The sequence below is a fragment of the Pseudomonas chlororaphis subsp. aurantiaca genome, from assembly GCF_013466605.1.
GTDB classification, from domain to species: Bacteria; Pseudomonadota; Gammaproteobacteria; order Pseudomonadales; family Pseudomonadaceae; genus Aquipseudomonas; species Aquipseudomonas chlororaphis_I.
In genome coordinates this window covers 816,425-842,179 of sequence record NZ_CP059162.1, presented here as the reverse complement: position 1 = coordinate 842,179, position 25,755 = coordinate 816,425, and the positions used below count along the sequence as shown (strand labels likewise).

The 25,755-nt window shown below is 61.0% G+C and carries 13 protein-coding genes, 2 tRNA genes and 3 rRNA genes; 6 read left to right on the top strand and 12 right to left on the bottom strand.

Translation table 11 applies throughout. The features are described 5' to 3' along the window. A complete protein-coding gene (dgcN, locus tag H0I86_RS03680) occupies positions 1–1,269 on the bottom strand; it encodes a diguanylate cyclase DgcN/YfiN (protein ID WP_180924070.1) in 1,269 nt (422 codons plus the stop codon). Then, positions 1,266–1,841 (bottom strand): regulatory sequestration protein YfiR, encoded by a 576-nt coding sequence (yfiR, locus tag H0I86_RS03675; protein WP_124354579.1) that lies wholly within the window; start codon positions 1,839–1,841, stop codon positions 1,266–1,268. The genes dgcN and yfiR overlap by 4 nt, the downstream gene beginning before the upstream one ends. A gap of 323 nt (positions 1,842–2,164) precedes the next feature. Here yfiR and H0I86_RS03670 point away from each other — a divergent pair, with 323 nt between their 5' ends. From H0I86_RS03670 to H0I86_RS03655, 4 genes are all read left to right on the top strand, one after another. Next, on the top strand, positions 2,165–3,016 hold the full coding sequence (locus H0I86_RS03670) for a sugar phosphate isomerase/epimerase family protein (protein WP_180924069.1): 852 nt from the start codon (positions 2,165–2,167) through the stop codon (positions 3,014–3,016). A 12-nt stretch (positions 3,017–3,028) separates the two neighbouring features. Continuing rightward, positions 3,029–4,087 (top strand): isopenicillin N synthase family dioxygenase, encoded by a 1,059-nt coding sequence (locus H0I86_RS03665; RefSeq protein ID WP_124354577.1) that lies wholly within the window; start codon positions 3,029–3,031, stop codon positions 4,085–4,087. A gap of 43 nt (positions 4,088–4,130) precedes the next feature. Next, positions 4,131–4,928, top strand: coding sequence for an ABC transporter substrate-binding protein (locus H0I86_RS03660; RefSeq protein WP_124354576.1), 798 nt, complete (start codon positions 4,131–4,133; stop codon positions 4,926–4,928). A gap of 98 nt (positions 4,929–5,026) precedes the next feature. Next, the gene (locus H0I86_RS03655; RefSeq protein WP_124354575.1) at positions 5,027–6,568 is read left to right on the top strand and encodes an amino acid ABC transporter permease/ATP-binding protein; all 1,542 of its coding nucleotides are present in this window, start codon (positions 5,027–5,029) and stop codon (positions 6,566–6,568) included. 29 nt (positions 6,569–6,597) lie between these two features. Here H0I86_RS03655 and recD read toward each other — a convergent pair whose 3' ends face one another. From recD to H0I86_RS03615, 8 genes are all read right to left on the bottom strand, one after another. Continuing rightward, positions 6,598–8,673, bottom strand: a complete 2,076-nt coding sequence (recD, locus tag H0I86_RS03650; protein WP_124354574.1) for an exodeoxyribonuclease V subunit alpha — start codon at positions 8,671–8,673, stop codon at positions 6,598–6,600. Then, positions 8,670–12,362, bottom strand: a complete 3,693-nt coding sequence (gene recB / locus H0I86_RS03645; RefSeq protein WP_180924068.1) for an exodeoxyribonuclease V subunit beta — start codon at positions 12,360–12,362, stop codon at positions 8,670–8,672. Before recB ends, recD begins: the two co-directional genes overlap by 4 nt. Then, entirely contained in the window at positions 12,359–15,811 is a 3,453-nt protein-coding gene (recC, locus tag H0I86_RS03640; RefSeq protein ID WP_180924067.1) for an exodeoxyribonuclease V subunit gamma, read from the bottom strand. Before recC ends, recB begins: the two co-directional genes overlap by 4 nt. Positions 15,812–15,974: 163 nt before the next feature. Then, positions 15,975–16,090 (bottom strand): 5S ribosomal RNA (gene rrf / locus H0I86_RS03635). A gap of 137 nt (positions 16,091–16,227) precedes the next feature. After that, positions 16,228–19,119 (bottom strand): 23S ribosomal RNA (locus H0I86_RS03630). Positions 19,120–19,359: 240 nt separating this feature from the next. Beyond that, positions 19,360–19,435: transfer RNA gene (locus H0I86_RS03625), tRNA-Ala, on the bottom strand. Positions 19,436–19,461: 26 nt separating this feature from the next. Beyond that, positions 19,462–19,538 (bottom strand) — tRNA-Ile (locus H0I86_RS03620). A gap of 65 nt (positions 19,539–19,603) precedes the next feature. Then, positions 19,604–21,140, bottom strand: a 16S ribosomal RNA gene (locus H0I86_RS03615). Together the 16S, 23S and 5S rRNA genes with 2 tRNA genes alongside form the textbook arrangement of a ribosomal RNA operon. 136 nt (positions 21,141–21,276) lie before the next feature. Between H0I86_RS03615 and H0I86_RS32000 the strand changes: the two genes are divergently transcribed. Continuing rightward, positions 21,277–21,780, top strand: coding sequence for a hypothetical protein (locus tag H0I86_RS32000; protein ID WP_258019391.1), 504 nt, complete (start codon positions 21,277–21,279; stop codon positions 21,778–21,780). Here the strand turns inward: H0I86_RS32000 and H0I86_RS03605 are convergent. After that, positions 21,770–23,263: a CoA-acylating methylmalonate-semialdehyde dehydrogenase gene (locus H0I86_RS03605; protein WP_007930704.1), complete on the bottom strand. Its 1,494-nt coding sequence runs from the start codon at positions 23,261–23,263 to the stop codon at positions 21,770–21,772. The two genes, H0I86_RS32000 and H0I86_RS03605, sit on opposite strands and share 11 nt — an antisense overlap. A 76-nt stretch (positions 23,264–23,339) precedes the next feature. Beyond that, positions 23,340–24,689, bottom strand: a complete 1,350-nt coding sequence (gene aptA / locus H0I86_RS03600; RefSeq protein ID WP_009046838.1) for an omega-aminotransferase AptA — start codon at positions 24,687–24,689, stop codon at positions 23,340–23,342. Between the two features lie 126 nt (positions 24,690–24,815). On the opposite strand from aptA, the gene H0I86_RS03595 reads away from it, so the two are divergent. Continuing rightward, on the top strand, positions 24,816–25,736 hold the full coding sequence (locus H0I86_RS03595; protein WP_009046837.1) for a LysR family transcriptional regulator: 921 nt from the start codon (positions 24,816–24,818) through the stop codon (positions 25,734–25,736). Positions 25,737–25,755: the final 19 nt, after the last annotated feature.

Here is a 25,755-nt window from a genome sequence, read left to right as displayed (position 1 = left end):
TTAGCTCCTGGATTGAACGTGAACGACGGGGGGCTCCGACCCCGCAGTGTGTTGCCCACCTCGAGAGACACGCTTGGCCTGATACATCGCCGCATCGGCGGCGTTGAGCAGAGCACCCGGGGTGGTGCCATGATCAGGGTAGACGGCAATCCCGATACTGAGCGACGTCAGCACCGAAGTACTGCCTGGCAAGGCAATCGGCATCTCCATGCTGACGATGATTTTTTCGGCGATACGCTCGGCGTCCTCGATGCGGTGCAGCGGGGTCAGCAGAATGGCGAACTCGTCGCCCCCCAGGCGCGCCACCAGGTCTTCCTCGCGCAACTGCGCCCGCACCCGCGACGCCACTGCCATCAGCACCGCATCGCCGGCGGCGTGACCGAAGTTGTCGTTGATGCCCTTGAAGCGATCGCTGTCAAGAAACAGCACCGCCACCCGTTCGTTGAGCTTGCTGGCGCTGCGCAGCGCACGGATCAGCCGGCCCTCGAAAAACGCCCGGTTCGGCAACCCGGTCAGGCTGTCGTGGCTGGCCTGGTGGGCCAGGGTTTCGTTTTCGCTCTGCAAATGGGTTTGCCAGGCTTCCAGTTCATCGAGCAAGGCATTGAAGTCGTTGCCCAGGTTGTCCAGCTCGGCAATCTTAGCCGGCGGTACCCGCACGTCGAATGCCCGCTCGCGGCGCGCGGCATGGGCCACATCGGCCAGGCTGCGCAGCGGCCCGGTAATGCCGCGCAACTGACGGCGCGCCAGGTACAGCGCCACCCAGGCGCTCACCGCGATACACAGGACAATTCCCACCAGCCCACTGAGCAGGAAGCGCAACAGGCTGCCGCCGTGCCCGGTCAAGGCAACACTGCCGATCTCCTGGCCTTGATACATGATCGGCACCGTGATGGGCTTCTCGAGAAAGGCGCGGGCGATCTGCATTTGCAGATCGCTCAGCAAACCGGTTTCCGGCCGCTCCCAGTGGGCCAGCACGCGGCCCCGGGCGTCGAGTACCTGGGCCTCGGCCACCTCCTCGGTGGAGGCAATCAGGGCCAGGGCTTCGGTCGCCGCGGCGCTGTCGTTGAACACCACCGCCGCTTCGACCGTGTAGTTGATCGAACGCGCGATCAGGTGCAGGTTGTGATCGGCATACACCCGCAACGCCAGCACCCCGAGCAGGGTCAGGGACAGGCTGGCCATGGAAATGGCCAGCAGGGCGACGATCAGATGCCCGCGGCCAATGACCGAATGCAAAGTAGGGCGAGCAGGCGATTTGAAGAGACTCATGGCGCCGCCGGTCGACGACGGGAGAGTTGCAACACGCTCGGATGGATCCGAACACCACTGCGGGCCACTGAATCCAGGTTGACCTCGAATGACACCTGGTTGTCTCTGACACGCAGGCAGAACAGGCTGCCCACCGTGCACTGGTCGCCGCCCTCGCTGATGCTCAGCACCGGATGACCGGCCAGGGAAGTGAACAGGCGAGCGCGCTGGTCATCGGTCAGCTTGCCGATGTACACCGAGTCGCACTCGCTGACGATGGCTGGGTTGTCGGCCAGCAAGCGCCGCACCAGGACCGGGCGGCCGGTGGCCTGGGTCGTGCCCTTGACCAGGTCGTCGGTGTATTCGGTCGGCCCCACCACGCACAGGCGCAGCTGTGCCGGCTCCACCGGCCAGCGCGCATAGCTGAGAATGCCCAGCACCACCTGAGTTACTGCCTTGGCGCGCTGGTCTGCCAGGCTGGTGGCAGGCTCGGGTTGCGCGACGGCAAAAGTGCTCAACAGACAGACCAGGGTGGACAGCAGTACCTGCCTCCAGCCCAAAAAGCGCTCTGTCGCCGAGACAGCCACGTTCATGCAGGGATTCTCTTTGATCTTCATACAATGATGCCGCAACGATAGCACAGCCGGTGAAACCGCCGCGAGGCTCCCAGGCATGGGTAGCAGGCTATTGGTTTAGAAAAAAATGAAGTAACGATTTGAGCCTTCCTATTCTTCATGCCTGCATCGCCTGCTTAAGATCGGCGCCAGAGAGTGAGCCGTCCAGCCCCCCCTTCGGTGAGACCGGATCCGCAGAGATCCGGCTCAAGGAATGTCTTTTGCTACTGCCCAGTATCGCCGCCTCGGCCACATGCCGCTGCGGTGCCATGAGTAGCCCAAGACATCTTTGAGGTTAGCCGATGCAACTGGAAATATTCCGCACACTCTGGGGCTATACCGCCAGCAAGGCCCAGGCACTCGACGAGCTGCTGGCCGCCGGCTTCGACGGTATGGAAGCCCGCCTGCCTTTGCAAGCTCGCGAACGCGGCGAATTCGGCACTTTCCTGCGGGACAATCGCCTCGGCTATATCTGCACCGTTTTCACCGCCTACGACGTCCTGCCCAAACAGTCGGCCGCGTTCCAGGAACACCTGCTGGACCTGGACCGCAAACTCGCCTGGGCCGCCGAGCTGGCACCGCGCTTCGTCAATGTCCTGGCCGGCAACGACCGCTGGCCCCTGGCGCAACAAGTCGAGTTCTTCGGCCAGGCCATGAAGCTGGCACGCAAGCATGGCCAGTTCTGCAGCTTCGAGACTCACCGTGCCCGCTCGCTGTTCAACCCCTGGGTCACCCTGGAGCTGATCCGGCAATTGCCTGACCTGCGCTTCACCAGCGATATCAGCCACTGGGTCGTCACCTGCGAACGCCTGCTGGACGATCCTTTCGATGACCTGGGCCCCTTCGTCGAGCGCGTTCACCACATCCAGGCCCGGGTCGGCTATGACCAGGGGCCGCAAGTCCCGCACCCCGCCGCCCCGGAATATGCCCGTGAACTGGCGTTCCACCAGCAACACTGGGAGGCCGTCTGGCATTCGCAAAAGGCCCGTGGCTACCAGGTCAGCACCCTGACCCCGGAGTTCGGCGCCGACGGCTACCTGCATCACCTGCCCTTCACCAACGTGCCGGTGGCCGACCTCTGGTCGCTGAACCGGTGGATGGCCAGGACCGAGCGCGAACATTTCGACCGCTTCACCCACTCAACCCGTCCGTGAGGTTCTTGCGTCATGCCCGAGAAGATCGATAACACCCCGGCCAAGGCCAACTTCAAGCACATCCCGGTGGTGGACATCGCCGGCCTGTTCAGCATCGAGCTGGAACACCGGCTGGCCGTCGCCGAGCAGCTGGGAGCAGCCGCCAGCGAAGTGGGCTTTCTCTATATCACCAGCCATGGCATCGACCCGCAGTTGATCGCCGGCCTGCGTCAGGCCGCCAGGGACTATTTCGCCCAGCCCCTGGACACCAAGATGCAGCACTACATCGGCACCTCGAAAAGCCACAAGGGTTTCGTCCCCGAAGGCGAGGAGGTGTATTCCAAGGGCAAGCCGGATCACAAGGAAGCCTTCGACATCGGCTTCGAAGTACCGGCCGACGATCCCCTGGTCCTGGCCAATACCCCGCTGCTGGGGCCGAACGAATGGCCAGAACTGCCCGGTTTCAAGGAGGCGGTGCAAGCCTATTACGCGGCTGTCTTCGCCCTCGGCAGGCGCCTGTTCGGCGGGTTTGCCCTGGCCCTGGGCCTGGTGGAAAACTATTTCGACACCCTGGTCACCCGCCCGCCTTCCAAACTGCGTCTGATCCACTACCCCTTCGACGACGCGGCCCAGGATGCCCCCGGCATCGGTGCCCACACCGACTATGAATGCTTCACCATCCTGCTGGCCGACAAGCCGGGTCTGGAGGTGATGAACAACCTGGGCCAGTGGATCGACGCCCCGCCCATTGCCGACGCCTTCGTGGTGAACATCGGCGACATGCTGGAAGTGATGACCGCCGGCGCCTTTGTCGCCACCGCCCACCGGGTGCGCACGGTCAGCGAGGAGCGCTACTCGTTCCCGCTGTTCTACGCCTGCGACTTCCACACCCAGATCAAGCCACTGCCGCAGTTCGCCAAGGCCTCGGACGACTACGAGCAGATCGCCATCGGCGAACACATGTATGGCCAGGCCCTGCAGACCTATCAGTACCTGCGCAAACGCGTGGAGAACGGTGAGATCCGCTTGCCGGAAAAAGCCCGCAAGCCTTCGAGCTTCGGCCACCTGAAACATCAGTCGCAAGCGTCCTGACACCCCTTTTGCCCTTTGCTTCCATCCCCTGGAGAGACCCACGATGCTTAACAAAAACAACGTTGCTCGCCTGACCCTGCTCACCGCCGGCCTGTTGTGCGCCACCGCCGGCCTGGCCTCGACCGCGACACCCGGCCAGCTGAAGATCGGCATGGAAATCACCTACCCGCCGTTCGAATCCTATGACAGCGAGAAGAACGTGGTCGGCTCCGACCCGGAACTGGCCCACGCCCTGGCCAGGCACCTGAACGCCAAGGCCGAGTTCGTCGACACCAAGTTCCCCAGCCTGATCCTCGGCCTCAACGCCGGTCGCTACGACGCGATCATTTCCGGCATGTACATCACCCCGGAGCGGCAGACCCAGGCCATGACCATCGCCTATGCGAAAACCGGCGCGGCGATCATGGCGTCCAAGGACAGCGGCCTGAATCCGCAAATCCCTGAAGACCTGTGCGGCCTGAAAGTCGGCCTGGAACAGGGCACCACCTGGGTCGGCCAGTTGCAGAAGCTCTCCAGCGACTACTGCGTGCCGAACAACAAGGGCGCGATCAGCGTCAGCGAATACCCCTCGGCACCTGAAGTGACCCAGGCCCTGCTGTCGAAGAACATCCAGGCCCAGGTGGAAATCGCCGGCGCGGCGAAGATGATCGCCGAACGCACCAAGGGCCGGGTGGTGGTCACCAGCCAGCACCTGATCTATCAGCAGACCCTCGGCATCTTCGTCAAGAAAGGCAACGACGCCACCTATAAGGCGCTGCAGGCAGCCTTCGCCGAGAGCCGCAGGAACGGCGAGTACGCCGCGATCCTCGGCAAATACAACCTCGAGCCCGTGACTGACTGACAAGCCACTGCGGCGCACGGATGCGCCCGTGACCGGCCCCTGATCGAGCGCACAGCGCTCGTCCTGATGCCTGCGATCCGAAGCCGCCTGAGGTGTTTATGCAATTCGACTGGTCCTACTTCTTCTCCCTGTTTTCCCTGCCCAGCTTCTGGCACGCCTGCGTCACCGTGGTCCAGCTCAGCGCCCTGGCCTGGTTCATCGGCATGCTGCTGGGCTTTCTCCTGGCGTCGGCCAAACTCTCCAGCGCCGCCTGGCTCAGAACCCCGGCGGCGCTGTACATCTGGTTCTTTCGCAGCATCCCGCTGCTGGTGCTGGTGGTCTTCGTCTACAACCTGCCCCAGCTGTTTCCGGCCTCCGGTTCGGTGCTGTCCAATCCCTTCTACTCGGGGCTGTTCGCCCTGGTGGTGACCGAAGCGGCGTACATGGCGGAAATCCATCGCGGCGGGTTGATCTCGGTGGCCAAGGGGCAGAAAGAGGCCGGTCGTGCGCTGGGGATCGGCCTGGTCGGCCTGCAACGGCTGATCGTCATCCCCCAGGCCTTCCGCATTTCCCTGCCGACCCTGATCAACGAGTACATCACCGTGGTCAAGCTGACCTCGCTGATCTCGGTGATCTCCCTGACCGAACTGCTCACCGTCGGCCAGCGCCTGTATGCGCAGAACTTCCTGGTGATGGAGACCCTGGCCGCGGTGGCGGTGTACTACGTGCTGATCGTCACCCTGTTCGCCTGGCTGCTGCAGCGCCTGGAACGCCACCTGGACCTGAACCTGCGCACGCCACAAACCCTGGACGACACCGGCACCGAGCGGCTCCGGCAGCAGGCGCAACCGCTGCACACCCGCCCGCGCCCAACAGCGCTGGCCGGCAGCGCCCCGGCCCTGCAACTGCAAAACATCCACAAGCGCTACGGCGATCATCAGGTGCTCAAGGGCGTCGACCTGAACGTCGCCAGCGGCCAGGTGATCTCCATCATCGGTCCGTCCGGCTCGGGCAAGACCTCGCTGATCCGTACCATCAACGGCCTGGAGCGCATCGATCAGGGCGAGATCGTGCTGTTCGGCAACAGCTTCATCAGCGCCGGCGACAACCTCAACAGCCCGCAGGTGCGCGACGGCGTGCGGCATATCGGCATGGTCTTCCAGAACTTCAACCTGTTTCCCCATCGCTGCATCCTCGACAACATCTGCCTGGCGCCGCGTTACCACGGCAGCAGCAAGGCTTTGAGCGAACAGCAGGCCTACGCCTTGCTGGACAAGGTCGGCCTGCTGGCCCACGCCCACAAGTACCCGCACCAGCTGTCCGGCGGCCAGCAGCAGCGCGTGGCGATTGCCCGGGCCCTGGCGATGGAGCCGCAGATCATGCTCTTCGACGAGCCGACCTCGGCCCTCGACCCGGAGCTGGTGGGCGATGTATTGAATGTGATTCGCGACCTGGCCAGAGAAGGCATGACCATGTTGATCGTCACCCACGAGATGGACTTCGCCCTGTCGATTTCCGATCGAGTGATCTTCATGGAGGGCGGCAATATCCAGCTGGACGCCAGCCCGCGGGCGATCCGCGAAGAAGAAGCCGGAGAACGGGTCAGGCGCTTCATGGGGCTCGAGCAGCCCAGCGCAATGGCGCTGGCCGCGGCGCTCTGATCGAGTGCAGAGCACCAGTGGCCCGGCGCTCACCCCAGGTCGAGCATCAACCCGCTCAGCCGCTTGACCTTGCGCCGCACCGCCTCTTCGAATACCCCGGCCCGCGGCTCGATCAGGCTGAACCAGTCCTTGGCCCGGGTGATGCCGGTGTAGATCAGCTCCTTGGTCAGCACCGGGTTCAGCGCCTCGGGCAGGATCAGCGCGGTGTGGGCGAATTCCGAGCCCTGGGATTTGTGCACGGTCATGGCGTACACGGTTTCCACATCATTGAGCCGGCTCGGTAGCACGAAACGCACGCCACCCTGGCCGTCGTTGCGCGGGAAAGCCACCCGCAGTACCCGCCGCCCGTCCTGCCCGCCTTCGTGCTCGGGCAGCTTCAAGGCAATGCCGATATCGCCATTCATCAGGCCCAGGCCGTAATCGTTGCGCGTCATCAGCACCGGACGACCTTCGTACCACTGCTGATCGCTTTCGATCAGCCGCGCCTTGAACAGGGAGGCGGTGATCCGCTGGTTCAAGCCCTCGACACCCCAAGGCCCCTTGCGCACCGCGCAGAGCAACTGGAACTGGTCGAAGGCCTGCAGCACATCGCGGGCCCAGGCGGTCCAGCGCGGATCTTCCAGCGCGGTATCGGCGGGTGGGCGCTGGCCACGCAACAGGCTCAGGTAATGCCGGTAACCCTGCGGCCCGTCACCGTGGCCCTCCAGCAGCAAGCGCTCCAGGGCGCGATCCTGCTCGCCCTTGAGGCTCAAGCCATACAGGTCGGCGTGGCTGCGGGCGGCCAGCAGGCGGCGCGCTTCCTCGGCCTGCTGCTGGTTGACCCAGCGTGCCAACTGGCCGATACCGCTGCCTTCGCCGAAACGCCGGGAGTGGCGCAGCATCACCACCTGTTGGGCCAGCGGGTGAGTACCGGCGTTGTCTTCCTGCAGACCGCTGTCCGCCAATTGTTCGCCGCTGACGGCCTCGAGCCAGCGGCGGGTCTGCGGGCTGTACCAGCCGGCCTCGGCATCGCGGCACAGATCGCCAAGCACCGCACCGGCTTCCACTGAGGCCAGTTGATCCTTGTCGCCGAGCAACACCAGGCGCGCGTGCACGGGCAGCGCATCGAGCAGGTTGGCCATCATCTCCAGGTCGATCATCGAGGCTTCGTCGACCACCAGCACATCCAGCGGCAAGCGGTTGCCCGCGTGATGGCGGAAGTGCCGGGTGCCCGGACGATTGCCCAGCAGCCGGTGCACCGTGGTCACGTCGCTGGGGATCTTCTCGCGCACGCTGTCGTCGACCGACAGGGAGCGCACTTGCAGGCTGATGGATTCGGTCAGGCGCGCCGCCGCCTTGCCGGTAGGTGCCGCGAGGCGGATACGCAAAGGCTTGCCGGCTTCGACAGCCGGCGCCTGAAGCAAGGCCAGCAGGCGCACCACGGTCGTGGTTTTACCGGTTCCCGGCCCGCCGGTAATGATGCTGAAGGCGCCGCGGGTGGCCAGCGCACAGGCGAGTTTCTGCCAGTCGACCGGCCCCGTCGCCTTGGCCGCCCCGAACAGGCCGCCGAGGCGCTCGGCCAGGTCCGCGGGGGTTTCCTCCTGCACCGCCAGGCGCTGGCGCAAGGCATTGTCGATGCGCCGCTCATAGGCCCAGTAGCGGCGCAGATACAGGCGCTTGCCCGACAACACCAAAGGCCGCTGCCGGGCCTGCTCGCTCTGGTCCGCCGCCAGCGCTACCAGGCGACTGGCCGCCAGGGCTTTGCACCAGTGCGCCCCGTCCAGCGTCGCCAGCACCTGCGACGGCAGTACCGCCGCGGTGCTTTGCAGATCGCCTTCCGGCGGCAGGGACAGGGCGAAATCCGGCTCCTTGAGGGTTTCGAACAGGTCCAGGCAGACATGACCATGGCCCAGTTGATGGCTGGTCAACGCCGCGGCCATCAGTACCAGCGGATCGCCTTGCGGCTCCAGCTCATGCAGCAAGCCTACGAAAGCCTTGTCCAGGGCACGCAGCCAGCCGCGCTCGACCCAACGGTCGAGCAACAGCAGTAGATCGGCGGCCCGTACCAGGGGCGCCAGGTCGGACTGGGGCTGGGGTTCCAGTGGCGTCAGCAGATCATCGATCACAGCAATACTCCCTGTTCCCACGCCGGCTCGGCTCTGGGCTGCTCAGGCTTGCCCTGGAACAGGCGGTCCAGGCGCTCGATCAGCTCTCGGGGCGGCCGGGTGAAAAACACGCCGCGGCTGGCCGAGCCCGTGCCGCGCAAGAACAGATACAGGGCGCCGCCCATGTGCCGGTCGTAATCGTAGTCCGCCAGGCGCGCACGCAACTGGCGATGCAGGGCCAGCAGGTACAGCACGTATTGCAGGTCGTAACGGTTGTCGAGAATCGATTGTTCCATGGCCTGCTCGGTATAGGCGGCGTCATCCACGCCCAGCCAGTTGGATTTGTAGTCGGCCACGTAATAGCGCCCTTCATGCTCGAAGGTCAGGTCGATAAAGCCCTTGAACATGCCGTTGAGCAGGACCGGTTCGGCGGTCACCCGCGGCACGCCTTGATGGGTGTACTGGCGCACCAGTTCGTCGAGCTTGAGCACGTCGACCTTGTGGCTGGCGAACCAGAATTCCATCTCGACCCGGTATTGGCTCAACTGCGCGAGCACCACTGGTGGCCGCCCCGCCCCGGCTGGCAAAGGCAGTTGCAACAGGTGCCGCAACCAGTCGCTCAATGTGCGAATCCAGCCTTCCCAACCGCGGCGATTACAGCGCCGGCCGATAGCGTCCTCGATGGCAACTGGGTCGGCGGCAAACCCCTCGTCACCGGCCCATTCCAGCAGGCCATGGAGGAAGGTCCCCGGGTTAGGCCCACGGGGGAAACGATGGATATCCGCGCCGCTGGCCACGACCTCACGCGGGGCATCGGGGTCAAGGCGTTCGTCGTCAAAGAGTTTCTGCGCCTGCGGGCTTTCCGGCGCCTCGGTACTACCGGCACCCAGGCTGTCGCTGATACGCAGGGCGCTATAGGAGGCGATCCACCAGTTTTCCGCGGCGCGCCGCTTGGGAACCAGGGGCGCCAACAGGGTGGCGTCGTTGCGTGGCGGATGGAAACGGCTGTCGGTGGCGCTGGGCATTTCCCTGACGCTCATGGCCTCGCAGCCTTGCTGCAGGTCCTGCAGCCAGCGCGCCAGGCCACTGGACTCGTTCAACAGCGCACCGCCGCCCAACAGATACCCCAAGGCAGAAAGGTGCAACACCGAGCTGTTGTGGTTGCCGCGCTTGAGGTCGGCGACACCCAGCCAGCAGGCATGCTGGGCACGGGTCAGGGCCACATAGAGCAGGCGCAGGTCCTCGGCCAGACGCTCGTCGTCGGCCTGGGCGATCAGCTCCGGGGTCGGCCGCAGCGTCACCCGGGCCTTGCCCGATTCGTCGTGGTAGTGCAGCGGCAGGCGACTGCCATCCACCGGCTTGGCCGAACAGATGAACGGCAGGAACACCAGCGGGTACTCCAAACCCTTGGACTTGTGGATGGTCACCACCTTGACCAGCTGTTCGTCGCTTTCCAGACGCAGGATCTGTTCTTCGCCAACCTGTCCGGACAAGGCCAGGTGCTCGGCCAGATGGCGAATCAGCGCTTGTTCGCCGTCCAGCTCGGCAGCCGCCTGCTGCAACAGTTCGGACAAGTGCAGCAGATTGGTCAGCACCCGTTCGCCATCGCTGCGGGCGATCAAGGCCTGGGGCAACTGGAAGTCATGCAGCAGGCGCCGCAGCATCGGCAGCACACCCTGGGTGCGCCAGATCAGGCGATAACCGCGGAACTGCATGACCCGGCTTTCCCAGGCCAATTCGTCCTGGTTCAGGCGCTCCAGCTCCACCAGCGGCAGGTTCAGGGTGATGGAGGCCAGCGCGGCGCGCAGCGGGCGCTCGATATCCGGCTCGGCACAGGCCTTGAGCCAGGCCAGCAGGTCGTGGGCTTCCTGGGCGGCGAACACCGAGTCCTTGTCCGACAGGTACACGCTGCGCACTCCGCGCGCGGCCAGCTCGCCACGCACGGCCTGAGCCTCCTTGCCATCGCGCACCAGAATGGCGATGTCCGCCGGCAGCAGCCCCTTGAAGGGCTGGCCGTCGCGGGCGAAGCCGGCGCTGGCCTGCTGCCCGCCGTTGAGCAAGGCGACGATTTCGCTGGCGCAGGCCGCCGCCAGTTGCTGCCGGTACAACGCACCGGAAATGGCTTGCTCCGTGGGCAGGTGCCAGATATTCAGCGCCGGCACCACCTGCCCCTCTCTCTGTAACTGCTCTTTGCGCCCTTGGGATGCCACCGCCAGGAACGGTACCGGGTTCTCTCCGTTTTTCTCCCGGAACAGGAACGCGCCGCGCCCTTGCTCACGGGATTCGGCACGCTCGAATACGTGGTTCACCGCCTTGACCATGGCGTGGCCGGAACGAAAGTTGGTGCCCAGGGTATGCAAGCGGCCGCTGGTGGCCTGGCGAGCGCGCAGGTAGGTGTAAATGTCCGCCCCGCGGAAGGCGTAGATCGCCTGCTTGGGGTCGCCGATCAGGAACAGGCCGGTCTCGGGATTGTTGTCCTCGATGCGGTAGATGCTTTCGAAGATCCGGTACTGCACCGGGTCGGTGTCCTGGAATTCGTCGATCAGGGCTACCGGGAACTGCTCGCGAATCAGCGTCGCCAGCCGCTCGCCACCCTCGGCCTGCAACGCGGCGTCAAGGCGCAGCAGCATGTCGTCGAAGCCCATCTCGGCCCGCCGGCGCTTTTCCTCTTCGAAACGCGCGCCGACCCAACGCGCGGCGTGTTGCAACACCGCAGCATCGGGGCTCGGCAGGGCATCGAGCGCGGCCTTGAGCCCGGCCATGGCCTCCAACGCAGGATGATCCGGGGCATCGCCCTTCCAGGCCTCAGCCATGCCTTCGGGGGTCAGGCGGCTGAAGCCGGTGCCGATATCCAGTTGCTCTATGGCCTCGTCTTCGGCCCAGGCGGTGATCTTTTCGAACCAGGGCTCGAAGTAACGCGCCTGCATCTTGCGGCCATCGACCGCCTTGCTGGCGACACCCTGCAAGCAGATCTCCCGCAGCTCTGCAGCCCATTGCTGCCAGGGTGCCTTGAGCTGCACCAGGGCGGCGCGTCGTTCCAAAAGACAAGCTTCGATCAGTTGCGCCGGAGTTTGCTCCTGATCCACTTCACGCTCGCTGCCAAACAGCGCACGCACCCTCGGCAGCAAGGCCGCGGGTCCGCCCCAGTTGGCCCGTACCCAGTTCAGTGCGTCGCCCTGCATCGGGTAGCAAAACAGGCGCCAGTAATCGCGCAGCACTTCACCCAGCAGATCGCTGTGGTCGGTTTCCAGGGTCTGGGTAAACAGGCTGCCGCTGTCGAACGCGTGCTCGCGCAACATGCGCTGGCACCAACTGTGGATGGTCGAGACTGCGGCCTCGTCCATCCATTGCGCGGCGATATCCAGGCGGCTGGCGCAACCCGGCCATTGCTCGGCGGCGAACTGATCGCGCAACTCGGCAATCAAGGCGTCGGGCGCGGTGGTTTCCTCGCGGAAGAAGCGCGCGGCTTCAGCCAGGCGGGTGCGGATCCGTTCGCGCAGTTCCTTGGTCGCCGCATCGGTGAAGGTCACCACCAGAATCTGCGGTGGTAGCAACTCGCGACCGAACCCGGCCAGCTCGCCGCCGTGTCCCAGCACCAGGCGCAGGTAGAGTGCCGAGATGGTAAAGGTCTTGCCAGTACCGGCGCTGGCTTCGATCAGTTGGCTGCCCCGTAGCGGGAACGCCAGGGCCAAAGGTGCTTGCCGGGTCATGCGTCAGCCTCCCCATTGGCCGCGGAGCGCCAGGGCGCCTGCAACAGTGGGCGGTACAGCGCCTCAACCCAGCCGCTGAAGGTTTCATCGGCGATCAACGCGTTGTAGTCCGGGTACTGGCGCGCCAGGGCCGGGCTTTCCCGACACTCGCCATCGCTGGTCTGGCCGTCGCCTTCATAAGCTTTGCGCGCCACGGCTTCGGCCTTGCCCGGGTCGCTCTGGCCCAGCCAGGCAAAAGCGGTTTTCACGGCTACCGGCAGCGGCTGGCGCATGCCCGCCTGCCAGGCCAGCAACAGATCGCCCAGGCTTTGCAGTGCCGACTCGCGGTCCAGAGGTGACAACAATAAGGTGTCGTCGCTGGCCACCAGCGCGGTGGTCAAGGTATAGCCACTGGCACAGGCCACCAGGTGATTGACCCAGGGCCGGGTCAGGCGATGCCATTTGCGGGTCTTGGGCGAGCCAATGCTGTTGGGGATAGTGGTGACCGACAGCAACCCACCATCGCTGCGTTGGTGCAGGCCACTCAACCAACCTTCGAGTTTCACCTCATTGAGTTCAAGGCTAATCGGCAGAGCGCTGGTGACGGGGGTTGGCCATAACTCCAGCAATTGCCGATAGCGCATCAGCAGATCCGGCAAGGGCTCGATCAGTTCTCTTTGCAGGCTCTCGCCAAAACCGGCCATGGGCAGCAAGCCGCTGGCCTGTAGCCGCTGCGCCTGGGCCTGCAAGGCCTGGTCCGGATCATCGGCACTGTTCAACGCCGCCTCCAGCAGACTGTCGCTCAGGCTGTAGCGTTGCAACGCGTCGAGCACAAAAGGCTCTTCGTCGGCCAAGGGCGCGTCGGCCGCCTCGAAGAACACCTTGAGGCGCTGGCTGAAGAAATGCCGCACCGGGTTGCGCAGGAAGTCCTGCAACTGCCCCAGGCTTAAAGGCTCCTCCTGGACATAGGGCGCCAGAGGCTCGAGCGCTTGAGGAGCCGCTTGGGGCTGGTGCAACAGCTGCCACTCCCGGGCATAACTGAACAGTCCATCGCCCTCATGGAAATAGCGGGCACTGAAAGGCTGCAATGGATGTTCCTGGGTCATGGCGCGGAGCAGGTCGTCCTGGTCATTCGCTAGCTTCCAGCCACTGGCCAGGTGATCGCGCAACTGGCCAATCAGTACCGAGGCCGGACGTTCACTGTTGTCGCGAATGCTGCGACCGACCCAACTGACATACAGTTGATCCCGCGCCGAAAGCAACGCCTCCAGCAGCAGGTAACGGTCGTCTTCACGCCGCGAGCGGTCACCGGGGCGGTAGTCGCTGCCCATCAAGTCGAAGTCCAGCGGCGGTTGTGCCCGCGGGTAGTCGCCGTCGTTCATCCCCAGCAGGCATACCAGCTTGAATGGAATCGCGCGCATCGGCATCAGCGTGCAAAAGTTCACCGCACCCGCCAGGAAGCGCTGAGACAAGCGCCCCTGGTCCAGGCCCGCCAGCCAGGCCTCGCGGACCACCGTCAGCGGCAGCTCATCGTGCAGGCCGACCGACTCGCAGGTTTCCAGCCAGGTTTCGCGCAAGTCTTCGAGTTGGCTCAGCAGGTAGTCGTCATGCTCGGTACTGGCCAGGAAGAACTGCTGTGTGAGTGCTTGCAGGCGCTCGCCCCACTGCGGCGGCGAAGCCGGTAAGGTAAGGTTCTGATACGCCGTCTCCAGCGCATCGAGCAAAGCCACCAACGGCCCGATCAATGCCGCATCCAGGCCACCAATCTCATCGTAAGGCTCGATTCCCTCGCAGGCATCGGAGCGTCCCACGGCGTAACCCAGCAACATGCGGCGCAGACCGAAACGCCAGCTGTTCTGCTCCAGCTCTTCCGGCAGTCCCAGGTCGGCTCGTTGATCCGCGTTCATGCCCCAGCGGATGCCGGCGCCTTCGATCCAGCGATGCAAGGTCGGCAGATCGGCTTCGTCTACACCAAAGCGCGCGCGTAATGCCGGGACATCCAGCAGGTCGAGGATTTCGCTGACGGGGAAACGGCTGTCCGGCAGCTTGAGCAAATGCTCCACGGCAATCAACAATGGATCGCGGCCACGTTGGCCCTGGTCCGTCAGGGTGAACGGAATGAAACGCCGATCGTCACGCTCCAGCTGACCGAAGACCGCGCGAATATGCGGCGCGTAGCTGTCGATGTCCGGGACCATCACGATCACATCCCGCGGACGTAATTCCGGGTCCTCACTGAAGCGCGCGAGCAGTTGGTCGTGGAGAATTTCCACTTCGCGCTGGGCACTGTGGGCAATGTGAAAACGGATCGACTTGTCCTGCTGCAGATCGACCGCCGGCCATAACTGGCAGGTCTCCTCCAGCGGGCGCAATTCGAGAATATCGTCCTGCAGTTGGTTCAGCAGGGTCTGCGGCTGACTCTCGCTGAACAGGTCGATACGGCCGTCGCGAAAGGCTGAGCGATAGCTGTTGGGATCGTCGTAGCTGTCGAGCAGGTTGATGTAGTCGCGGCCCTGTTTACCCCAGGCGGCGAGCAGCGGGTGGGCATACTGATGCAGGGTCTGCGGGTCGAGCACCGTTGGCATTCCCGCCTTGCGCGCCTGACGTTTGTATTGATGGCGCAACAGGTCCTTGTCGGCGACGATATCCGCCCAATGGTGACGACACGGGTTGTGTACACACAACAGGACCTGGCTGAAGCGGGCCAATCCGGCCAGGGCTTCAAGGGCTTGTGCCGGCAGGGAGGAAATCCCGAAAACGATCACTCGCGAGGGCAACTCTTGTGGCGCCGTTTCCAGGTTGAGAATACGTTCAATAAAACGTTGGTGAACGCCGGCGCGACTCTGCGCCATGCCCTCTTCCCCCACATCCAGCAACAACGCACGCCACAGTTCGGCCTGCCAGCAGTTGGCGGGGGTCAGGGCCTTGGGCTCGCCTCGAGCACTGCGCAGTTGGTGACGTCCTGCGGCCCAGTCTTCCAGCCAGTCGGCGCGATAGACCTGATATTGGTCGAACAGGTCAGCCAGGCGCTCGGCCAATTGATAGCGCTTGCGCAGATCCGTGTCGTGAGTGAGGAAACGTCGTAGCGGTTCGAAGTGCGGCTGATCGATCAGCTCGGGCAAGAGCCGCATCAGACGCCAGGTCAGCGGCGCTTTATCCAGCAGGGACTTGGGCGGGATTTCATCGCGTCCCAGCACCATGCGATAGAGCTGCCACATGAAACTGCCGGGAAGTTGCACGTCGATGGCGGCGGCGATGCCGCAGCCGCCCATGTCGTCTTCCTCGGGATCCTCAGCCAGTGCCAGTTTCAGCCATTGGGCAATGCCGTTGCTCTGGACCAGGGCGATCTCATTCTCCAGCGGCGCCAAGGGATAACGCCGCATCCAGCTGACCACCAGGCTGCGCAACTCGTCCAGGCGGTTACCGTGAACCACCATAAAACCAGCGCTGAGGGACGTGGCGTCCGGCATAAGGGCTTCCTTGGAAAATGCAAAAGCTAGGGCCGAACCTTAGCACTGTCACGCAGAGGTGACAGCTGAGAGGACCAACATGAGTGTTGCGGAGGATGAGGCATTTTTTGTCGCACAAAAACAAAACCCCAACTGCTTTCGCAATTGGGGTTTCGGAATTTAATCTTGACGATGACCTACTCTCACATGGGGAAACCCCACACTACCATCGGCGATGCATCGTTTCACTTCTGAGTTCGGGATGGGATCAGGTGGTTCCAATGCTCTATGGTCGTCAAGAAATTCGGTGTGCCGACTCGTCTTTCGACGTTTCAGCAAATTGGGTATGTAATAGCTTTGTGTGTTTTCTCGAACTTTCGGTTCGTTTCGTCTTCACACACCGCAATTCGCTCTTAAGCAAATTGCTTGGGTGTTATATGGTCAAGCCTCACGGGCAATTAGTATTGGTTAGCTCAACGCCTCACAGCGCTTACACACCCAACCTATCAACGTCGTAGTCTTCGACGGCCCTTTAGGGAACTCAAGGTTCCAGTGAGATCTCATCTTGAGGCAAGTTTCCCGCTTAGATGCTTTCAGCGGTTATCTTTTCCGAACATAGCTACCCGGCAATGCCACTGGCGTGACAACCGGAACACCAGAGGTTCGTCCACTCCGGTCCTCTCGTACTAGGAGCAGCCCCTCTCAAATCTCAAACGTCCACGGCAGATAGGGACCGAACTGTCTCACGACGTTCTAAACCCAGCTCGCGTACCACTTTAAATGGCGAACAGCCATACCCTTGGGACCGGCTTCAGCCCCAGGATGTGATGAGCCGACATCGAGGTGCCAAACACCGCCGTCGATATGAACTCTTGGGCGGTATCAGCCTGTTATCCCCGGAGTACCTTTTATCCGTTGAGCGATGGCCCTTCCATACAGAACCACCGGATCACTAAGACCTACTTTCGTACCTGCTCGACGTGTCTGTCTCGCAGTCAAGCGCGCTTTTGCCTTTATACTCTACGACCGATTTCCGACCGGTCTGAGCGCACCTTCGTACTCCTCCGTTACTCTTTAGGAGGAGACCGCCCCAGTCAAACTACCCACCATACACTGTCCTCGATCCGGATGACGGACCTGAGTTAGAACCTCAAAGTTGCCAGGGTGGTATTTCAAGGATGGCTCCACGCGAACTGGCGTCCACGCTTCAAAGCCTCCCACCTATCCTACACAAGCAAATTCAAAGTCCAGTGCAAAGCTATAGTAAAGGTTCACGGGGTCTTTCCGTCTAGCCGCGGATACACTGCATCTTCACAGCGATTTCAATTTCACTGAGTCTCGGGTGGAGACAGCGCCGCCATCGTTACGCCATTCGTGCAGGTCGGAACTTACCCGACAAGGAATTTCGCTACCTTAGGACCGTTATAGTTACGGCCGCCGTTTACCGGGGCTTCGATCAAGAGCTTCGCGTTAGCTAACCCCATCAATTAACCTTCCGGCACCGGGCAGGCGTCACACCCTATACGTCCACTTTCGTGTTTGCAGAGTGCTGTGTTTTTAATAAACAGTCGCAGCGGCCTGGTATCTTCGACCGGCATGGGCTTACGGAGCAAGTCCTTCACCCTCACCGGCGCACCTTCTCCCGAAGTTACGGTGCCATTTTGCCTAGTTCCTTCACCCGAGTTCTCTCAAGCGCCTTGGTATTCTCTACCCAACCACCTGTGTCGGTTTGGGGTACGGTTCCTAGTTATCTGAAGCTTAGAAGCTTTTCTTGGAAGCATGGCATCAACCACTTCGTCACCTGAAAGGTAACTCGTCATCAGCTCTCGGCCTTAGAACCCCGGATTTACCTAAGATTCCAGCCTACCACCTTAAACTTGGACAACCAACGCCAAGCTGGCCTAGCCTTCTCCGTCCCTCCATCGCAATAACTAGAAGTACAGGAATATTAACCTGTTTTCCATCGACTACGCTTTTCAGCCTCGCCTTAGGGACCGACTAACCCTGCGTCGATTAACGTTGCGCAGGAAACCTTGGTCTTTCGGCGTGGGTGTTTTTCACACCCATTGTCGTTACTCATGTCAGCATTCGCACTTCTGATACCTCCAGCAAGCTTCTCAACTCACCTTCACAGGCTTACAGAACGCTCCTCTACCGCATCACTTACGTGATACCCGTAGCTTCGGTGTATGGTTTGAGCCCCGTTACATCTTCCGCGCAGGCCGACTCGACTAGTGAGCTATTACGCTTTCTTTAAAGGGTGGCTGCTTCTAAGCCAACCTCCTAGCTGTCTAAGCCTTCCCACATCGTTTCCCACTTAACCATAACTTTGGGACCTTAGCTGACGGTCTGGGTTGTTTCCCTTTTCACGACGGACGTTAGCACCCGCCGTGTGTCTCCCATGCTCGGCACTTGTAGGTATTCGGAGTTTGCATCGGTTTGGTAAGTCGGGATGACCCCCTAGCCGAAACAGTGCTCTACCCCCTACAGTGATACATGAGGCGCTACCTAAATAGCTTTCGAGGAGAACCAGCTATCTCCGAGCTTGATTAGCCTTTCACTCCGATCCACAGGTCATCCGCTAACTTTTCAACGGTAGTCGGTTCGGTCCTCCAGTCAGTGTTACCTAACCTTCAACCTGCCCATGGATAGATCGCCCGGTTTCGGGTCTATACCCAGCGACTAAACGCCCTATTAAGACTCGCTTTCGCTACGCCTCCCCTATTCGGTTAAGCTCGCCACTGAATATAAGTCGCTGACCCATTATACAAAAGGTACGCAGTCACAGAACAAAGTCTGCTCCCACTGCTTGTACGCATACGGTTTCAGGATCTATTTCACTCCCCTCTCCGGGGTTCTTTTCGCCTTTCCCTCACGGTACTAGTTCACTATCGGTCAGTCAGTAGTATTTAGCCTTGGAGGATGGTCCCCCCATATTCAGACAAAGTTTCTCGTGCTCCGTCCTACTCGATTTCATGACTAAGAGACTTTCGCGTACAGGGCTATCACCCACTATGGCCGCACTTTCCAGAGCGTTCCGCTAATCTCAAAGCCACTTAAGGGCTAGTCCCCGTTCGCTCGCCACTACTAAGGGAATCTCGGTTGATTTCTTTTCCTCAGGGTACTTAGATGTTTCAGTTCCCCTGGTTCGCCTCTTGCACCTATGTATTCAGTACAAGATAACCATCTTATGATGGCTGGGTTCCCCCATTCAGACATCTCCGGATCAAAGTCTGTTTGCCGACTCCCCGAAGCTTTTCGCAGGCTACCACGTCTTTCATCGCCTCTGACTGCCAAGGCATCCACCGTATGCGCTTCTTCACTTGACCATATAACCCCAAGCAATCTGGTTATACTGTGAAGACGACATTCGCCGAAAATTCGCGATTAAACTCACAAATTTTACCTTAGCCTGAATAAACACCAGTGAAAGTGCTATCCAGTCTATCTTTCTATCACATACCCAAATTTTTAAAGAACGATTCTGATAAAGATCAGAAATCAACATTCATCGCCACTTTAGCGGAATGCTCATTTCTAAGCTTTAAACGATGGACACCAATCTGTAATGGTGGAGCCAAGCGGGATCGAACCGCTGACCTCCTGCGTGCAAGGCAGGCGCTCTCCCAGCTGAGCTATGGCCCCGTATCGCTACAGGGTGCACCAGTAATTGGTGGGTCTGGGCAGATTCGAACTGCCGACCTCACCCTTATCAGGGGTGCGCTCTAACCAACTGAGCTACAGACCCAATCGTCTTCTTCAATGAATCAAGCAATTCGTGTGGGAGCTTATGAAGCAGCTGATGTCGTCGATTAAGGAGGTGATCCAGCCGCAGGTTCCCCTACGGCTACCTTGTTACGACTTCACCCCAGTCATGAATCACACCGTGGTAACCGTCCTCCCGAAGGTTAGACTAGCTACTTCTGGTGCAACCCACTCCCATGGTGTGACGGGCGGTGTGTACAAGGCCCGGGAACGTATTCACCGCGACATTCTGATTCGCGATTACTAGCGATTCCGACTTCACGCAGTCGAGTTGCAGACTGCGATCCGGACTACGATCGGTTTTATGGGATTAGCTCCACCTCGCGGCTTGGCAACCCTCTGTACCGACCATTGTAGCACGTGTGTAGCCCAGGCCGTAAGGGCCATGATGACTTGACGTCATCCCCACCTTCCTCCGGTTTGTCACCGGCAGTCTCCTTAGAGTGCCCACCATAACGTGCTGGTAACTAAGGACAAGGGTTGCGCTCGTTACGGGACTTAACCCAACATCTCACGACACGAGCTGACGACAGCCATGCAGCACCTGTCTCAATGTTCCCGAAGGCACCAATCCATCTCTGGAAAGTTCATTGGATGTCAAGGCCTGGTAAGGTTCTTCGCGTTGCTTCGAATTAAACCACATGCTCCACCGCTTGTGCGGGCCCCCGTCAATTCATTTGAGTTTTAACCTTGCGGCCGTACTCCCCAGGCGGTCAACTTAATGCGTTAGCTGCGCCACTAAGAGCTCAAGGCTCCCAACGGCTAGTTGACATCGTTTACGGCGTGGACTACCAGGGTATCTAATCCTGTTTGCTCCCCACGCTTTCGCACCTCAGTGTCAGTATCAGTCCAGGTGGTCGCCTTCGCCACTGGTGTTCCTTCCTATATCTACGCATTTCACCGCTACACAGGAAATTCCACCACCCTCTACCATACTCTAGCTCGCCAGTTTTGGATGCAGTTCCCAGGTTGAGCCCGGGGATTTCACATCCAACTTAACGAACCACCTACGCGCGCTTTACGCCCAGTAATTCCGATTAACGCTTGCACCCTCTGTATTACCGCGGCTGCTGGCACAGAGTTAGCCGGTGCTTATTCTGTCGGTAACGTCAAAATACTCACGTATTAGGTAAGTACCCTTCCTCCCAACTTAAAGTGCTTTACAATCCGAAGACCTTCTTCACACACGCGGCATGGCTGGATCAGGCTTTCGCCCATTGTCCAATATTCCCCACTGCTGCCTCCCGTAGGAGTCTGGACCGTGTCTCAGTTCCAGTGTGACTGATCATCCTCTCAGACCAGTTACGGATCGTCGCCTTGGTGAGCCATTACCTCACCAACTAGCTAATCCGACCTAGGCTCATCTGATAGCGCAAGGCCCGAAGGTCCCCTGCTTTCTCCCGTAGGACGTATGCGGTATTAGCGTCCGTTTCCGGACGTTATCCCCCACTACCAGGCAGATTCCTAGGCATTACTCACCCGTCCGCCGCTCTCAAGAGAAGCAAGCCTCTCTCTACCGCTCGACTTGCATGTGTTAGGCCTGCCGCCAGCGTTCAATCTGAGCCATGATCAAACTCTTCAGTTCAAACATCTTTGGGTTTTGAGAAAACCCTAAACTTGGCTCAGCAATCGTTGGTTACATCTTTGATTTCTCGCGGAGCAACTTGTGATGCTGATAATCTTTTTGACTATCAGTCTGACTCCACAAGCACCCACACGAATTGCTTGATTCAGTTGTTAAAGAGCGGTTGGTCAAGTCTTTCGTCTCAACCGAGGCGCGCATTCTACAGCAGCCCCTGTATCTGTCAAGCGGTTATTTTAAGAAGTTTTCAAAGTTTCCTTTGCAACTTCAACCACTTGCGCTTCCGATCTCTCGTCAGCGGGAGGCGAATTCTACAGCGTTACACGCTGCTGTCAACACCTCTTTTTCTCCGCTTTCGACCGAGAAGATCGAACCGTCAACAAGGCGAAAACAAGACACCTTACCAACTCCTTCGGGCTTCGATGAACTGAAGCGCAACCGCTGTCGAAAACTGCGTAACTCGTTGAATCTCAAGGAGTTTTCCGTTTCGACTGCGCCGGAATTGGGGCGAATTATAGACTTCCAGAATCTGCCGTCAACACTTATTTTCACAAATATGTCATATCGATCAAAACCGCCCTTAAAAGCAAAAGCCGCCCCCCAAGGGGCGGCCTTTAATACCCTTCTACTTATTACAAGCTAGGGAAGGCGAACTGCGATGCTTCATGGCTGGCACGCTGTGGCCAACGCTGAGTGATCGCCTTGCGACGGGTATAGAAACGCACGCCGTCCGGACCGTAGGCATGCAGGTCGCCAAACAGCGAACGCTTCCAGCCGCCGAAGCTGTGGTAAGCCACCGGAACTGGCAGCGGTACGTTGACGCCCACCATCCCGACTTCGATCTCGTCACAGAACAGGCGCGCCGCTTCACCGTCACGGGTAAAGATGCAGGTGCCATTGCCGTACTCGTGATCGTTGATCAGCTGCATGGCCTCTTCCAGGCTGTTCACCCGCACGACGCACAACACCGGCCCGAAGATTTCTTCCTTATAGATGCGCATTTCCGGGGTGACGTTATCGAACAGGCAGCCACCAAGGAAGAAGCCTTCTTCATGCCCCGGCACACTCAGGCCACGACCGTCGACCACCAGCTTCGCGCCCGCCTTCACGCCATCCTCGACATAACCGCTGACCTTGTCCCGCGCCTGACCTGTAACCAGCGGTCCCATGTCCAGGCCACAGGAAGTGCCGGCACCGATTTTCAGCGCCTTGATCTGCGGTACCAGCTTGGCCACCAATGCATCGGCCACCTGGTCGCCGACACACACGGCAACCGAGATCGCCATGCAGCGCTCGCCGCAGGAACCATAGGCCGCGCCCATCAAAGCACTGACCGCGTTGTCCAGGTCAGCATCCGGCATCAGCACGGCGTGGTTCTTCGCCCCGCCCAGCGCCTGTACGCGCTTACCGCGCTTGGTGCCTTCGGCGTAGATGTATTCGGCAATCGGCGTCGAACCGACGAAGCTCAGTGCCTTGACTTCCGGTGCTTCGATCAGCGCATCCACCGCGGCCTTGTCGCCGTGCACCACGCTCAGCACGCCTTTCGGCAGGCCGGCTTCCAGCAGCAACTGGGCGATCAGCAGGGTCGAGCTCGGGTCACGCTCGGATGGCTTGAGGATGAAGCAGTTGCCGCAGACGATCGCCAGCGGATACATCCACAGCGGCACCATCGCCGGGAAGTTGAACGGGGTGATGCCGGCAACCACGCCCAGCGGCTGGAAGTCGGACCAGGCATCGATGTTCGGGCCGACGTTGCGGCTGTACTCACCCTTGAGGATTTCCGGAGCGGCACAGGCGAACTCGACGTTTTCGATACCACGCTTGAGCTCACCGGCGGCGTCTTCCAGGGTCTTGCCATGTTCTTCGCTGATCAGCTGGGCGATGCGCGACTCGTTCTGCTCCAGCAGTTGCTTGAAGCGGAACATCACCTGGGCACGCTTGGCCGGTGGCGTATTGCGCCAGGCCGGGAAAGCAGCCTTGGCGGCATCGATGGCGCTCTGGATGGTTTCGCGGCTGGCCAGCGGTAGCTTGTGGATCGCCTGACCGGTGGACGGGTTGAACACATCGACCGCGCGACCGCTCTCGGTCACCAGTTCACCATTGATCAAATGCGGGATAACGCTCATCGGGGAACTCCTGAAGTTGTCCACAGGCGCCCGCCAAGGGGCGCCTGCTGTTTGTACTTATATATAGAGGGAGGAATCAGTCGAGCTTGTTCAGCACTTCGCCGACGGCATCGAACAGACGGTCCAGATCCTGCGGCTTGCTGTTGAAGGTCGGGCCGAACTGCAGGGTGTCGCCGCCGAAGCGTACATAGAAACCGGCTTTCCACAGCGCCATGCCCGCTTCGAACGGACGCACGATGGCATCGCCATCCCGCGGAGCAATCTGGATGGCACCGGCCAGGCCGAAGTTACGGATGTCGATGACATTCTTCGCACCCTTGATGCCGTGCAGCGCCTTCTCGAAATGCGGCGCCACCTCAGCGACGCTCTGCACCAGGTTTTCCTTCTGCAGCAGATCCAGTGCCGCCAGGCCGGCCGCGCAGGCCACCGGGTGCGCCGAGTAGGTGTAGCCGTGGGGGAACTCCACCGCGTACTCAGGGGTCGGCTGGTTCATGAAGGTCTGGTAGATCTCGGAGCTGGCAATCACCGCGCCCATCGGAATCGCACCGTTGGTAACTTGCTTGGCGATGCACATCAGGTCCGGGGTCACGCCAAAGCTGTCGGCACCGAACATCTTGCCGGTACGGCCGAAACCGGTGATTACTTCGTCGAACACCAGCAGGATGTTGTGCTGGTCGCAGATTTCCCGCAGGCGCTTGAGGTAACCCTGTGGCGGCACCAGCACGCCAGCGGAACCGGCCAGCGGCTCGACGAACACCGCGGCGATGTTGGAGGCGTCATGCAATTCGATCAGCTTGAGCAGCTCGTCGGCCAGGGCGATACCGCCCTGCTCCGGAATACCGCGGGAGAACGCGTTGCTTGCCAGCAGGGTGTGCGGCAGGTGGTCGACATCCATCATCGCCTGGCCGAACAGTTTACGGTTGCCGTTGACCCCGCCGAGGCTGGTGCCGGCAATGTTCACGCCGTGATAGCCACGGGCACGGCCGATCATCTTGGTCTTGGTCGACTGGCCTTTCAGGCGCCAGTAGGCGCGCACCATTTTCACCGCGGTATCGGCGCATTCGGAACCGGAGTCGGTGAAGAACACATGGTTCAGGTTGCCCGGGGTCAGCGCGGTGATTTTCTCGGCCAGCTGGAACGACAGCGGGTGGCCGTACTGGAAGCCCGGCGAGTAATCGAGAGTGCCCAGTTGCTTGGCCACCGCTTCCTGGATTTCCTTGCGGGTGTGGCCGGCACCACAGGTCCACAGGCCGGACAGCGAGTCATAAACCTTGCGGCCCTTGTCGTCGACCAGCCAGCTGCCTTCGGCGGCGACGATCAGACGTGGATCGCGCTGGAAGTTGCGGTTGGCGGTGTAGGGCATCCAGTGAGCATCGAGCTTGAGCTGGCTGGCCAGGGAAGCTGGAGCGTTTTCATGCATGTTCATGGGGCAAAACCTCGCAGGGCAATAAGCGGCGCAGGGATCGGAAAGCGTTGTTGCAGCTAAGTTGCCACGGCTATAAAGTCGGTGAAATCCAACTTTTATAACCTTCAGGCAGTGGTTCACTAAACTATGAGCAGCCGTCGCGCCGACCCGCTGGCGCAAGTCAGCGACTTTGATATCCGCCTGCTGCGGATCTTTCGCAGCGTGGTCGAGTGCGGTGGCTTTTCCGCCGCGGAAACCGTGCTCGGCATTGGCCGCTCGGCCATCAGCCAGCAGATGAGCGACCTCGAGCAACGCCTCGGCCTGCGCCTGTGCCAACGCGGCCGCGCTGGCTTCTCGCTGACCGAAGAGGGTCGCGAGGTGTATCAATCGGCCCTGCAATTGTTGAGCGCCCTGGAAAGTTTTCGCACCGAGGTCAACGGCCTGCACCGTCACCTGCGGGGCGAGCTGATCATCGGCCTGACCGACAACCTGGTCACCCTGCCCCACATGCGCATCACCCATGCCCTGGCCCAACTGAAGGAACGCGGCCCGGACGTGCAGATCCAGATCCGCATGATCGCCCCCAACGAAGTCGAACAAGGGGTGCTCGACGGTCGCCTGCATGTCGGCGTGGTGCCCCAGGCCAGCGCCTTGTCCGGGCTGGAATACCAGCCGCTGTACAGCGAGCGCTCGCTGCTTTACTGCGCCGTCGGCCACCCGCTGTTTTATGTCGACGACAAGCAACTGGACGATCGGCGCCTCAACGAGCAGGACGCCATCGCCCCGACCTTTCGCCTGCCCGCCGAGATCCAGGCCCATTACCAGGCGCTCAATTGCACCGCCAGCGCTTCGGACCGCGAAGGCATGGCGTTCCTGATCCTCACCGGACGCTACATCGGTTACCTGCCGGACCACTACGCCAGCCTCTGGGTCCAGCAAGGGCGACTGCGCGCGCTCAAACCCGCCTCACGTTTTTATGACCTGAGCCTGGCCTCGGTCACACGCAAGGGCCGTCGCCCCCATTTGGTGCTGGAAAGCTTCCTGGACAGCCTGGCGGCCACCCGCTGAAAAAACCGACGGAGCCATA